Source organism: Pedobacter steynii (assembly GCF_900103665.1).
Lineage (GTDB): Bacteria > Bacteroidota > Bacteroidia > Sphingobacteriales > Sphingobacteriaceae > Pedobacter > Pedobacter steynii.
The window spans coordinates 13,397-26,346 of sequence record NZ_FNGY01000003.1 but is presented as its reverse complement, the minus strand read 5'-3'; the positions used below and the strand labels follow the sequence as shown (position 1 = coordinate 26,346).

Here is a 12,950-nt window from a genome sequence, read left to right as displayed (position 1 = left end):
ATTACCTCATCTTATTTAAAGGAAAATTCTGAAGATAAGATGAGGTAACAAAGATTAGTTACGCATATTGATGAATTGTAATGGCTGTCCGAAGTCTTCGCCTCTGCAAAGAGAAATGACTGCCTGAAGGTCATCAATGCTCTTACTCTGTACACGAACCTGGTCATCCATCATTGAAGCCTGAACTTTTAGTCCGCTGGCTTTTATTTTTGCAACAATTTTTTTGGCGGTTTCTTTGTCAATACCTTCTTTTACAGAGATCTCTTTTCTGATCATATTTCCTGAAGCATACTGCTCTTTACCAAAATCCAGACTGTTTGAATCCAGTCCTTGTTTGACCATTCTGGAAATAATAGCGTCCTGAATTGCTTTTAAACGCATATCATCCTCTGTTACAATAGTGATCTGATTGGTCTTCTTATCATGGTCTATTGTACTTTTAGAAGTGTTGAAATCATAACGGTTTAGGATTTCTTTTTTTGCATTGTTCATCGCGTTATCAAAAGTTTGCGCGTCAACTTTACTTACAATATCAAAAGTGGGCATGATTATAGCTTTAGAATAAAAAATATATTAGATTTAACGTAAAAATTAACCCATTAAGGGTTGTTCTCACAAATATAAAACATTAAACAAAGAATACGATCAACAATAAAACTTATAAATAAAAGAATATGAAAGGCAATAAATCAAGAGTACAGAAGAAAGCTGATAAAAAGGCAGCCAAAAAACAATTGGAAAAGAGTCTTAGCGATAAGTTCTTTGAAGTAGTAAAACATTTAGGCCATGATGCCGAGAAAATAGGTGATGATATTGCTAAAGCGAGTAAAGTTGTCGCTGGAAAGTTATCTAAAAAATTCCTGGAAGTAAGGAAAGCAGTAAACGAGAAACTGGAAGAAGCAGCTGCGGCAAGTGATAACGTTAAAAAGAAAGCAGAGAAAGCTGGAAAGAAAGCGGAGAAGAAAGCCAAATCTGTAAAGAAAGAGGTAAAGAAAGAAGTTTCCAAAGATGTTAAGAATGCAAAGAAAGTCGTTAAAAAAGCCGTTGCAAAAGCGAAACCGGTAGTTCAAAGCGTAAAGGTTGCAGCGATCGCTACAGAAGAAAAAGCGGCTGATGCCATCTCTAAAACTGTTAAAAAGGTAGTAGCTAAAACAAAGCCTGCTGTTAAAGCAGTAGCTGCGGGTGCTGCTGAAGCGAAAAAAGAAGTGGTTGCCGCAGTAAAAGCACCTGCAAAAGCAGCGGCTAAGCCTGCAGCAAAACCTGCTGTTGCGAAGAAACCTGCCGCCACTAAGGCTGCGGCCCCGAAACCTGTTGCTGCCGCTAAACCTGCAGCGCCAAAAGCCGTAACACCAACACCTGCTCCGGCGAAAACAGAAGCTACCGAGGCAAAGCCTGAGTCAGCTGCAACGCCTGTGAAGGATGCTGTAGAAGGCAAATAGTGGGAGGTTAAGTTTTAATTCTATGGTTAGGTGATAATTAACAATTACTTAACAATAGAATTTGCAGTTTTGAGCATCCCTGTTTCTTACAGGGATTTTTTTATTTTATACATGACGAGAAAAAAGGCACCATTTCTAAATAGAGAGATCAGTTGGTTATATTTTAACGAGCGGGTCTTGCAGGAAGCTGCAGATGAAACGGTTCCCCTGATTGAGCGGATCAAGTTCCTGTCTATATTTTCTTCCAATCTGGAAGAATTTTATAGGGTTAGGGTGGCCACAATGAGTCGTTTAGCAAACCTGAACGAGAAAGCAAAGGCCTTATTGGGCTTCAATCCCAAAAAGATCTTAAATGAAATAAAGAATATTGTGGTTAAGCAGGAACGTAAGTTTGAACAGCTGTTCCAGGCCACCCTGATTAATGAACTGGCACAAAACAGGATTTTTATCCTGAATGAAACCCAGCTCAACGTGGCGAGGGGAGAGTTCGTAAGAAACCATTTTCGTGATAAGATCCTTTCTAACCTTGTCCCTATCATGGTGGATCTCGATAAGCCTTTTCCGGAACTGAAGGACCGCTACCTTTACTTTTTCGTAAGATTGTCTAAAAAGTCATCTAAAACAAGTGCAAGGTATTCCCTGATTGAATTGCCTCCCGACCTTCCCAGGTTTCTGGTCTTACCGGAAACCAATGGCCTTAAGTTCATTATCCTCGCAGAAGACATTATTAAATACTGCCTGGACGATATATTTTATGTTTTTAGCTACGATGAGCTTGATGCATATTCCATCCAGCTGACCAGAGATGCCGAGCTGGACATCGATAAGAATGTAAGTGATAAGTTTATTGAAGAACTGAGAACCAGCCTTGATAAACGTAAAAAGGGAAAGCCGATGCGCTTACTATACGATACGGAAATGCCTTTCGAAATGCTGACTGTACTCGTGAATAAGATGAAGATTGAGGCGGAAAGCCTGATCCCGGGAAACCGTTACCATCGGTTTGGCGATTTTATCTCCTTCCCGAACGTAGGGGGAAAAGAACTGGAATATGCGCCAAATCCACCGATCAAAGTCGCTGGATTGCATCGCACGGAAAGTATTTTTAATAAACTGGCCACACGCGATTACCTGATTAACCTGCCTTATCAGTCTTACGATTACATCATTCTGTTCCTGAGGGAAGCCGCAATCGATCCGAAAGTAACAGAAATCAATATCACCCTATACCGCCTGGCGGAAAATTCAAGGGTAGTCAATGCCCTCATCAATGCCGCTAAAAATGGGAAGAAAGTAAACTGCCTGGTAGAGCTGAAAGCCAGGTTTGATGAACAGGCGAATATTTTCTGGAGTACCAGGCTTAAAGAAGAAGGAGTCAATGTAAATTATGGACTTACTGACTATAAAGTGCATTCCAAGATCTGTCTGGTAAAAAGAATGGAAAAGGGAAGGGCGGTTTATTACGCCAACTTGGCTACCGGAAATTTCAACGAGAAAACGGCCAGAATCTATTGTGACCATAGTATCTTTACTTCCAAAAAAGAAATCACCCACGACCTGTTGAAACTTTTTACCGCTTTGAATAAAAAGACAGTGGCAACAGGCTTCAAACATTTGATCGTTTCTCCGTTAGAGTCAAGAACAAAGTTCTATGGCCTGATCGAACGGGAAATAAAGATTGCCAAACAAGGAAAGCCTGCTTATATGATCCTGAAAGTAAACAGTCTGGCGGACGAGGGTGTCGTGGAAAAATTATACGAAGCGAGTAATGCAGGAGTAAAGATTAAAATGATCGTGAGGGGAATCTGTACCCTGGTGCCTGGTATTGTAGGTTTTAGCGAAAACATTACCGTGATCAGCATCATCGATAAATTTCTGGAACATGCCCGGGTTTTCATCTTTGGGAACAATGGAAAAGAAGAAATGTTCCTTTCTTCGGCAGACTTGATGAGCCGGAATTTTGAACACCGCGTAGAAGTAGGTTTCCCGGTGCTGGATAAGGAAGTGAGACAGGAAATCAGGGATATCATCGAATTTCAGTTGCAGGATAATGTGAAAGCCCGTGACATCACTAAGCTGAACAACAACAAATACCATAAAAATAGAATCAATACAAAAGTTAGGGCGCAGGTGCAGACCTACAATTATTTAAAAAATAAACATCAATAAAACCAATGCTTAGATATGCTGCTATAGATATAGGGTCAAATGCCGTTAGGTTATTAATTGCTGATATCACAAAAACTGACGAAGGATTCGGTTTTAAAAAGAATACTTTAATCAGGGTTCCCTTACGATTGGGGGATGATGCGTTTTTAGACCATCGGATCTCTGAGCGTAAAATGGAAGACCTGCTGAAAACAATGGCTGCTTTCAAAAACCTGATGGATGTGTATCAGGTCTCTAAATACCTGGCTTGTGCCACTTCTGCTATGCGCGAAGCTGATAACGGAGCCGAGATCATCAAAAAAGTAAAGAAACTGACAGACCTTGACCTGGAAATTATCGAGGGACAAAGAGAAGCCAATATCATCTATTCCAATCATATTGAAGAGAACCTGGACAACAAGAAAAGTTACCTTTATATTGATGTGGGTGGAGGTAGCACCGAGCTTTCTGTATTCGTTAACCGCATTCCGATCGCTTCTAAATCTTTTGACATCGGAACGATTAGAATTCTTGACAATCAGGATCGGGAAGAGACCTGGGAAGAGATGAAACTCTGGGTAAAAGAAAACACGAAGACCTTAAAAAATATGGCGGCTATCGGTACTGGTGGAAACATCAATAAACTGTACCGCATGTCTGATGAGAAAGAAGGAATGCCGATGTCTTTCTTAAAATTAAAGGGCCTGTACAACAATCTGAATGCACACTCTTTAAAGGAAAGAATTCAGGTTTTTGGACTAAATCCGGACCGTGCAGACGTGATTATTCCTGCCTGCGAAATATACATCACCCTGTTAAAATGGACGGGCATTAAACAAATTTATGTGCCTAAAGTAGGAATGGCCGATGGGATCATCAATCTGCTGATTGAAGAAAATTTGGTTCAACCAGCCTATAAATAGGCTAAAGCAAGGTATCGGCCATGGTGACTCACTGTGGCCGGAGCCGTGTTTCTATAACTCAGGTCTGAAGGGTCATAACTGCTGATCCTGATCCTCGCCGCTTCAACGGGAAAACTTTCTCCGGCTATGGTATGAATAAAGTCAGGGCATAGGGAGCTTTGGGTAAAATACCGTACCCGCTGACAAGTAACCACGCCGCTCGCACATTGTCCACTGATCTTTACTTCCGTGCAGCACAGTTTTCCCGGTGCAAAAGCCTGCCAGTTCTTCTTTCGGGAATGAATCTTATAAACGGCTTCTTTCATACTCCATAACAGCCAAACCATCTGGCAGGGATTAGAAGAGGTCTGAATGAGCTGTTGCTCTTCCATCGTAAATACTTTCTGAAGGTATCCCTTTCTGCGCCAGTTACTGTCGGCATCTGCCTGATATAAATCAACAATATCGTTCCCGATCACTTCTCTTTCAATTTTGTTTCAATAATCTCTATGGCTGCACTGACATTGAGCATGCGCTCCATAGACAGGTTGTCTATTTCAATGTCGAACTCTTCTTCGACATCCAGAACGACATCCACCAGATTGGCAGAGTTAATCTTCAGGTCTTTGGTGAAATCAGTGGTTTCGTTGAGGTATTCTAATGCATCCTTGTCATGACTGTAGCTGGCAACAATGGTTTTTAACTTTGAGAGTAATAATTGTCTGTCCATGTTTAATCCTTAATACCTCTATCAAACAGATCAGGAGGCAATATGTTTTTTTAAAATAATGCAGGCATTTACATCGCCAAATCCAAAGCTCGCCTTTGCAATGATATCGATGTTTTTGACCATTGTTTGTTGTGGGATTTTAGCCGCATCTATTATGGCCGTAATCTCCGGATGCAGGTCTTCGCAGTTGAGGTTGGCAGCAATAAAACCATGATGAAGCTGTAATATCGCAGCAACAGACTCAATACTTCCGGCAGCACTTAAACAATGCCCAACCATAGATTTTAAAGAATTGATGTAAGGGAAATCTTTGCCCGACCTTTGCAGGGCGATGCTCCAGTTCTCTATTTCCATGGCATCCTTAGAAGTAGCAGTGAGGTGTCCGTTGATCAGGTCGATGTCTTTCGACACTATACCGGAATCCCGCACCGCTGTGGCAATGCAGCGCTGAACAGCAATGGCATTTGGAGCGGTCATGGTTCCTGTTCCGCGTTGCCCGCCGGAATTCAGATTTCCTCCCAGTACTTCGGCATAAATCCGGACACCCCGGGAAAGCGCGCTTTCCAGCGACTCTAAGACCAGCGCCCCTGCACCACTTCCCGGAACAAAACCACTGGCACTGGCACTCATTGGTCTGGAACCTTGCTCAGGCGACTGGTTGTGTTTAAAAGTACAAACACGCATGGCGTCGAATCCGCCCCAAATATAAGGCCCACTGTCGCTGGTGCTGCCGGCAAGCATTCTTGTCGCCTGACCGGATTTGATGCGCTCATAAGCCATTAAAATGCTTTCTGTGCCCGTTGTGCAGGCGGAAGAGTTAGTGCTGACCTGGTTGCCGAGCCCAAGCTTACCTCCAATATAGGCACTGATGCCGCTGGCCATAGTTTGTCCCACCACCGTACTGCCCAGTTTACGGGCCTGGAGCTCATCTATCTTATAAACGGCCTCCCGGAATTTATCGACTCCGGAAGTACCGGTTCCAAAAATGGTTCCGCTATCCCAGTCTGGTTCTTTTTCATTTGCAATAGATAACCCAGCATCTTTCCAGGCATCCATTGCGGCAATTACACCATAAAGAATTCCTGAGCTGTTAAAGTTTTTCAATTCCAGTTCAGAAAAATAATTGGCAATTAACATTGCGGAAAGCTCGGGTTTTCCTGCAATCTGACAGGAAAACTGAAGCTGTTCTAATATCGGATCATAGGCGATCCCGGAATGGCCTTGTCGTATTGCTTCCAGGAATGGGGTTAATCCAACTCCATTTGGTGCTACCACACCCAGACCGGTAATGACGACCCTGTTAGGCATTCATTTTATTGGTCACCATTCCTGCGATGGTTCCTTTACATACCACTTCGCCTGCGGCATTGGTCATCTGAATGGTACAGTTTAATTTTTTAAAACGGAAATAAACCTTTTCTGCAGTTACCGTTACCTTTTCTCCTGGGAAAACGGGTTTCATAAAATCGATCGCGGTAGAGGTCAGCATTACGTGTCCGGGAACACCTGCAGCTGCGGTTGCTGTTAAATAAATACCGAGGCAAACCAAACCAATCTGTGCCATTGTTTCTGTTAAAATCACACCTGGTGTTACGGGATGATCTTTGAAATGGCCTTTGTAAAAGTCGAGGTCTTCAGAAAAAGTATAGGATCCGGTCACGCCGTTTTCATCGATGTGCTGCAGTTCATCAACAAATAAAAATGGCTTGCTATAAGGTAAGTGGCTTAGTATTTCTGTTGTATTCATGTTTTTTCTATAATTAATCCGCTAATTTACCACTTTAATAATATTCTCTGTGCAGAAAAACCAGGTCCGAAACTGAGCATCAGCCCAAAATCTCCCTTTTTTTGAGGGAGATCCAGGAAACGGGCCAATACATAAAGTACTGTTGCGCTCGACATATTGCCGTATAGCCTCAATACTTCTTTGGTGTCATCAATGTTTTTCCCGAGTTTGGTAAATAATTCTTCCACCACCTGTATGATTTTCTTTCCTCCGGGATGAAAGATTAAATGATCTATCTCTGAAATGTTTAGTCCGTGTTTAGCAAGAAAAGGATGAATGATCTGGGGGAAATGCAGCTCAATCTGTTCTGGAACACCAACATCCAGCACCATGGTTAAACCTGTGTTTTTCATTTGAAAACCCATCAGTTGCTCCGCATCATAAAAATGATACATCTCTTCCCCAATGATTTCGGGCCCTTCATCACTTTCATCGGATGATAACAGTACACAGGCCGCCCCATCGCCAAAAATAGCCGCACTCACGATATTGGCCATCGAAAAATCATTCAGCTGAAAAGTGGCTGTAGGAGATTCTACGGCAATCACTGCGGCACGTTTTCCGGGATTTGCCTGCAGGAAGTTTTTGGCGTAGATCATGCCGGAGATCCCTGCCGCACAGCCCATTTCCGTAACAGGCAAACGCACAATGTCTTGCCTGAGCTCGAGGTTATTGATGATATAGGCATCCATCGAGGGAATCATCATACCGGTACAGCTCACTGTAATGATATAATCCAGATCTTCTCCTTTCCAGGAGGCCTGTTCTAAAGCCAGCTTTAAACAGGCTGTACCAAGCTTAATGCTTTCCCTGATATAGATGTCGTTCCTTTCCTCAAAAGATATCTTACTGAAAACTTCTTCCGGCGACATGATCGAGTACCTCCGGTCTACCATTGCATTTTCAAAGATCTTTTTTACTTTTCGGATAAACCGATCCTCTTGTCCGGACAACCAGGCATCCAAAAAAGGTAGGATCTCGGCTGTCGTTCTGGAGTATTCGGGCAACGACTTCGCTGCAGTTTTGATTCTTACACTCATATTGAAGGAATTATCCATTGGTAACGGAATGCCCATTTCCATCGGATGCTGGTGTTTTTTAAGTTTAATTGATTGGAATAACGCTGCAGATCTGCTTTTTTAAAACCTCTTAGAATCGAAACCAGGCCATCGTCTTTTGACATGCTGTTGAGCCTAAAAACAAAACATAAAGCCATAAAGAGGTAATAGGGAAGGGCACTGCGCTGTAAATCATTGATCACGATACCCAATTTCGACTTTTCTTTAAAACCTTTAAGCAGTGTTAAAATCTCTTCATCTTTAAAATGATGCAAAGTAAGGGTGCATAGAATCAGGTCGTATTCCTTTTCCAAAAGGATTTCTTCAAAGATGTCTGCACATAAAAAATTGATGTTTTCATAGTTTTCAGACAGCCCCCGGGCATGATTAATGGTAAATGCATTGGCATCTATGCCTGTCAGCTGGAATTTCAAGTGCTTTTCAATGGCAAAATCTGCGAGGGTTCTTAACATATCTCCGTTTCCACAACCTACATCCAGAATTCTGATTTCCCGTTCAGGAACGGATTCTTGTTTCTGTTGCCGGTCTTTGCGAAGTAATTGTTGTACCCCTTCCAGGGTCACCTTGTTCCCACCAAGAAGCCTGTTGATCCCCGCGATTTTATCCAGCGCATCCCTCAATATTTCTCCCTCCATAGAAAAATCATCCATGATTTCCGGGGCTTTGCTTCTTTGAGAGGTATTTACCATCATTTAGCCATTATGGGTTTTCCATGGGTTTGCTTTATCAGTGCCTGTAATAGTGCAGGGAATTTTATTAATATACGCAGTAATCTGGTAGAGAGTTGCTTCCTACTCAGAATTCGGGAGATTATTTTTCCGATACTTAGTCTTTTATTAAAATTTCTTTTCCAGGAACGCTCGTACTGTGCTTCCATTTTTTTACGGGAACCCGTCTTTCCTTCCAGATAAGAAATCACTGATTCTGCGCAAAGCTTAGCACTATGGATCGCCATGGCCATCCCATTTCCGCAAAGCGGGTGAATCAAGCCGGCAGTATCTCCAATCATTAATACATGTTGTGATACTGCATTTTTGGGATCGAAAGAAATCTGACTGATCACCAGGGGCTGATCGAACAACATTCTGGAATTTTCAAATATCGTTCTTAAATGCTCATTCTTGTACAATACCTGCATTCTGTGTTCGGGAATGCTTTTGTAGCGTTTAAAGGAAGCATAATCTACCAGGTAACAGATGTTGATCCGGTTGTCTTCTACTTTAGAGACACCACAATATCCACCCTCAAAATTATGGAGGGCAACCAGATCATCGGGGAAAGGTCCTTGGTAATGTGCCTTTACTGCCAGCCATGGTGATTTTTTTTGAATAAAGGCACGCGATAATTTCTGGTCTAAGGCATCTCTTTTACCATAAGCACCAATCACAAGCCTTGCAGAAATGATTTGTTTATTACCCAGACTTACCTGGAACTCATCCGCATTAAAAGTGATGTCGGTTACGGTTTCATGAATAAACTGGCAGCCATGGGCAAGTGCATGTTCGTAAAGAAGTGCATCCAGAACATACCGGCTAATGCCAAAGCCTCCCAATGGAAGCTTTGCATTCAGGCATTTGCCCTCAATTGTAGAAATCTGGAAGTTTTGAATCCTGCTGGCTGCGGCTGAGTCAATAGCTAAGCCCAACCATTCCAAATAGGGAAGGACCTCATTAGAAATGTATTCACCACATACTTTATGCTGAGGATAAGTATTCTTTTCTATAATTGTAACCGGGAACCCTGATTTTAAAAGATGAATGGCTGCGGTTAATCCGGCCAATCCTCCTCCTGCGATCAGTATGTCCATTTTGGTTTCCATAACCGGTAGATAAGCGTTTTTCTAATAACAAGGTAGCAAAAGAATTGTTCTTTAACCTGACTATAGGTCTTTGTGGGGCTGACCTATCCAGGCAGCAAAATAACAATTCAGTATAACGTTGCGCTAAAAAACGTAACACCTGGTTAGTCTCGTTTTTCTGTCATCTTTCTTATTGAGATACAACCCTGCAGAAATCTCATGACTTCCACCGCCATATCCCCTGAGTTTGCCTAGGGAATAATCATAAGAATAGCCAATCCTCAGATCCGGTGTGGCAAAGATCTCGGTAATCAGACCAATAGAATTGCTGGTTGGAAGGTTTAATTGCAAATTATTACTGTGGAGGTTATAACTGCCTCTGTAAAAACCGCCAATCCATACCCGTTCTTTGATCAAAAAGAAGGCATTAAAATCAACAGCAGTGGGGCCTTTGAAATCATCTTTAACCAAAATACTCGGCTTAATATGGACCTCATCACTCAATGGAAATAAAGCGCCGGCAGTCAGGTAAAAATGGGGCTCGGGTATGGGAACGAGAAAATCGTTGTTGCGTGTGTCAGACATATATCTGGCAACGAGGTTGGTGGCGGAAATACCCGCAAAATATTTCTTTCCGGAGTAATAAATACCGAAACGGGCATCCGGATAAGTACGTGTTTGCGATAGATAGGGCGTTACCGCTCCATCTCCGGGACTAATTTCGATCAGTTTGTTTCCGTTAATCCCCATCTGCATCATCCCTGCAGCGAGTCCAAAGGAAAGTGCCGAGCTTCCTTCCTCATCTAACTTTAAGTGATAAGCGTAATTGGCAAAGGCGGTAAGGCTGTTTTGCGCGCCGATCTGATCGTTGGCAATGATGAGTCCAAGACCAACATTTCCATCATAAAAGGAACCATCGGCCGCAATAGAGAATGATTTCGGAGCGCCGGTAACACCCTGCCACTGGGAACGGTAAGAAGACTGGATATAATAATCGCCCTTCGTGCCGGCATAAGCGGGATTAATATGAAGTCCATTGAAAATATATTGTGTAAACTGGCTATCCTGCTGTGCTTTGAGTCCCTGATGAATGCTGAGGAACAGGAATAATAATAAAACTTTTTTCATTGGAACATATTGTCTTTTAGCGGTTATGAAGCTATCATGTGCCTATTCATTGCTTTTTGTAAGCGGTATGCTTATGATGGTTTCATCAGAATAATGGGTATGAAGCGATCATGATCTTTATTCATTATTCATTTTGTTATGTGATCTGTAAGATCATGATGGTTTCATCTTGATAGTTGTTGGGGTTTATTTCCCGCGGATAATGGTGATGAAACCTTTGTAAACCTCCCATTTGTTCGATGCAGATTTGATTTTCAATAAGTAGAAGTAGGTACCTTCATTTAATTGACCTCCATCCCAATCATTTTTATACCCTTTTTTGTCGAATACAGTAGATCCCCAACGGTTGAACATGGTGAGCTCATTGGCTTCAAAAAATTCCAGGCCAGGGATGGTAAAGGTGTCGTTTAGTCCATCCCCATTTGGGGTAAATACATTGGGAATGGTAATATTGGTAACAGATTTAAGGTCGGTTGAGCTATTGTTGCTCATATTGGGATCCTGTTCATTTGCGGTTACCGTAGCGGTGTTGCTGATCATCCCTGGATTTAAGGCCTTGACCTTTATCCTGAGGTCCGCAGTCTGCCCGTTTTCCAGTTTAACGATTTCCCATACAATTGTTTTGCTTCCCTGGTTATAATTCGCGAATCCGAGGGTAGGCCGGCCAAGATCTTCCAGGCTTAATTCATTGGGAAGCACGTCATGAACCTTGATCATATTTGCTGCACCGGCACCGTTATTCTTCACCTGAATGGTGTATTCAAAGGTGTTGTTGATACTGACTCCTTTTGATTCGGATTGTTTTTTGATCATAACATCCGCACTAACCGGGCCGACAGGGTCGGCGGTAAGGACCAAAGGTGGGGAAATGTCGGAGGCACATCCCTCTGCATTAAATGAAATTACGGTATAAGTACCCGGAACAAATGCCTGGTACTCTTCCTGCGTAGCGCCTGGTATGGTTAATTCGTCTTTGATCCATTGATAAGATACGGCACTTACAGAATTGGCCCGCAACTTTAACGAAGACCCATTTGGGATATTCGCAGTGGCGGAACCGGAAGATTGCGCAAAGCATGCCGTTGCACTTAGCAACAGCATACCCGACACAAAACTTTTTCTTCTATAGGACATGTATTTATCAATCAATAGCCATTCCTGGCATTTATATTATTTGGTTAGGAAACGGTAATGGTTGGTGTTCCTGGTTTAGGCGCTACCGTGATGATCGTCGATTCTGCTTGTGTACAAGCTGTACCGCCCGCAGATTTTAGTGTTTTTCCTGTACCGCTTACGTTGTATTTTACGTTTGAGGTAACAGTATAACTTGCAGGAGTAGTAGAAGTCATGTTAAACTTTTTAGAATCTGTACCATCCACAGCGCCTGCACCTGCAGTTGTACCAATCCAGTCGTAATCAAAAACTACTCCTGTTGGAAGTGTTGAAGCCGGTGTTGCCAGTGAACTCACAATCGTTTTCGTCGTATTTGTTGTTCCGGCCACACAATAAGAAGTTGCTGCAGGACTCACGGCCACTGTAAAAGTTGGCAACATATAAATATCGATCGCTGCAGAAACATCACCCGTACAGGCTGCAGGGTCTGCACTGATCACATGGGCTACCCAGAAGTGTTCGCCGGCAGTGGTCATATCGGTACCGCCGGCAACGGTAAGGTCTGCACTGCCTGCAGTTCCAGAGTAAGTGTTGGTTACGGCTGCAGATCCACTGACAGGGGCTCCGGCGCCATCTACTTTTTGCCAAACGACCTTATCCCCGGAAACAAGGGTGTAGCTTCCGGTATAGGCAAGAGTAACTGATCCGGTTCCGCATACATAGATGTCTGGTACAGCGGCAAAAACACCCATAGGTAAGATGAATAATAGACAAAATGCCATTGCTAATCTGATTGTTTTACTTGTCGTTTTCATAATTTTAAGAGT

Annotated in this window: 14 protein-coding genes; 3 read left to right on the top strand and 11 right to left on the bottom strand. The window is 42.7% G+C overall.

From position 1 onward, the window contains the following. Positions 1 to 54: 54 nt before the first annotated feature. Positions 55 to 546 carry a YajQ family cyclic di-GMP-binding protein gene (locus BLQ87_RS08340; protein ID WP_074605715.1) on the bottom strand — a complete coding sequence of 164 codons (492 nt, stop codon included), beginning with the start codon at positions 544 to 546 and terminating at the stop codon, positions 55 to 57. A gap of 128 nt (positions 547 to 674) precedes the next feature. On the opposite strand from BLQ87_RS08340, the gene BLQ87_RS33725 reads away from it, so the two are divergent. The 3 genes from BLQ87_RS33725 (at position 675) to BLQ87_RS08325 (ending at position 4,510) form a co-directional block, all read left to right on the top strand. Further along, on the top strand, positions 675 to 1,439 hold the full coding sequence (locus BLQ87_RS33725) for a hypothetical protein (protein WP_083361764.1): 765 nt from the start codon (positions 675 to 677) through the stop codon (positions 1,437 to 1,439). A 111-nt stretch (positions 1,440 to 1,550) separates the two neighbouring features. Next, a complete protein-coding gene (gene ppk1 / locus BLQ87_RS08330; protein WP_074606868.1) occupies positions 1,551 to 3,608 on the top strand; it encodes a polyphosphate kinase 1 in 2,058 nt (685 codons plus the stop codon). Positions 3,609 to 3,613: 5 nt separating this feature from the next. Then, a complete protein-coding gene (locus BLQ87_RS08325) occupies positions 3,614 to 4,510 on the top strand; it encodes a Ppx/GppA phosphatase family protein (RefSeq protein WP_074605714.1) in 897 nt (298 codons plus the stop codon). Here BLQ87_RS08325 and BLQ87_RS08320 read toward each other — a convergent pair. The 10 genes from BLQ87_RS08320 to BLQ87_RS08275 form a co-directional block, all read right to left on the bottom strand. Next, positions 4,501 to 4,968, bottom strand: a complete 468-nt coding sequence (locus BLQ87_RS08320; protein ID WP_074605713.1) for a 4'-phosphopantetheinyl transferase family protein — start codon at positions 4,966 to 4,968, stop codon at positions 4,501 to 4,503. The genes BLQ87_RS08325 and BLQ87_RS08320 overlap by 10 nt on opposite strands. Beyond that, entirely contained in the window at positions 4,965 to 5,219 is a 255-nt protein-coding gene (locus BLQ87_RS08315; protein ID WP_074605712.1) for an acyl carrier protein, read from the bottom strand. The genes BLQ87_RS08320 and BLQ87_RS08315 overlap by 4 nt, the downstream gene beginning before the upstream one ends. Positions 5,220 to 5,249: 30 nt before the next feature. After that, entirely contained in the window at positions 5,250 to 6,527 is a 1,278-nt protein-coding gene (locus BLQ87_RS08310; RefSeq protein WP_074605711.1) for a beta-ketoacyl-[acyl-carrier-protein] synthase family protein, read from the bottom strand. Continuing rightward, positions 6,520 to 6,966: a 3-hydroxyacyl-ACP dehydratase FabZ family protein gene (locus tag BLQ87_RS08305; RefSeq protein ID WP_074605710.1), complete on the bottom strand. Its 447-nt coding sequence runs from the start codon at positions 6,964 to 6,966 to the stop codon at positions 6,520 to 6,522. Before BLQ87_RS08305 ends, BLQ87_RS08310 begins: the two co-directional genes overlap by 8 nt. Before the next feature lie 26 nt (positions 6,967 to 6,992). Continuing rightward, a complete protein-coding gene (locus tag BLQ87_RS08300) occupies positions 6,993 to 8,045 on the bottom strand; it encodes a type III polyketide synthase (protein WP_074606866.1) in 1,053 nt (350 codons plus the stop codon). After that, positions 8,042 to 8,776: a methyltransferase domain-containing protein gene (locus BLQ87_RS08295; RefSeq protein ID WP_074605709.1), complete on the bottom strand. Its 735-nt coding sequence runs from the start codon at positions 8,774 to 8,776 to the stop codon at positions 8,042 to 8,044. Before BLQ87_RS08295 ends, BLQ87_RS08300 begins: the two co-directional genes overlap by 4 nt. After that, the gene (locus BLQ87_RS08290) at positions 8,773 to 9,903 is read right to left on the bottom strand and encodes an NAD(P)/FAD-dependent oxidoreductase (RefSeq protein WP_074605708.1); all 1,131 of its coding nucleotides are present in this window, start codon (positions 9,901 to 9,903) and stop codon (positions 8,773 to 8,775) included. Before BLQ87_RS08290 ends, BLQ87_RS08295 begins: the two co-directional genes overlap by 4 nt. 123 nt (positions 9,904 to 10,026) lie before the next feature. Then, complete coding sequence (locus BLQ87_RS08285) at positions 10,027 to 11,010, bottom strand: PorP/SprF family type IX secretion system membrane protein (protein WP_074605707.1); 984 nt, start codon at positions 11,008 to 11,010, stop codon at positions 10,027 to 10,029. Positions 11,011 to 11,196: 186 nt separating this feature from the next. Further along, entirely contained in the window at positions 11,197 to 12,144 is a 948-nt protein-coding gene (locus BLQ87_RS08280; protein WP_074605706.1) for a T9SS type B sorting domain-containing protein, read from the bottom strand. Between the two features lie 44 nt (positions 12,145 to 12,188). Further along, positions 12,189 to 12,938, bottom strand: a complete 750-nt coding sequence (locus BLQ87_RS08275; RefSeq protein ID WP_143010382.1) for a hypothetical protein — start codon at positions 12,936 to 12,938, stop codon at positions 12,189 to 12,191. Between the last annotated feature and the right edge of the window lie 12 nt (positions 12,939 to 12,950).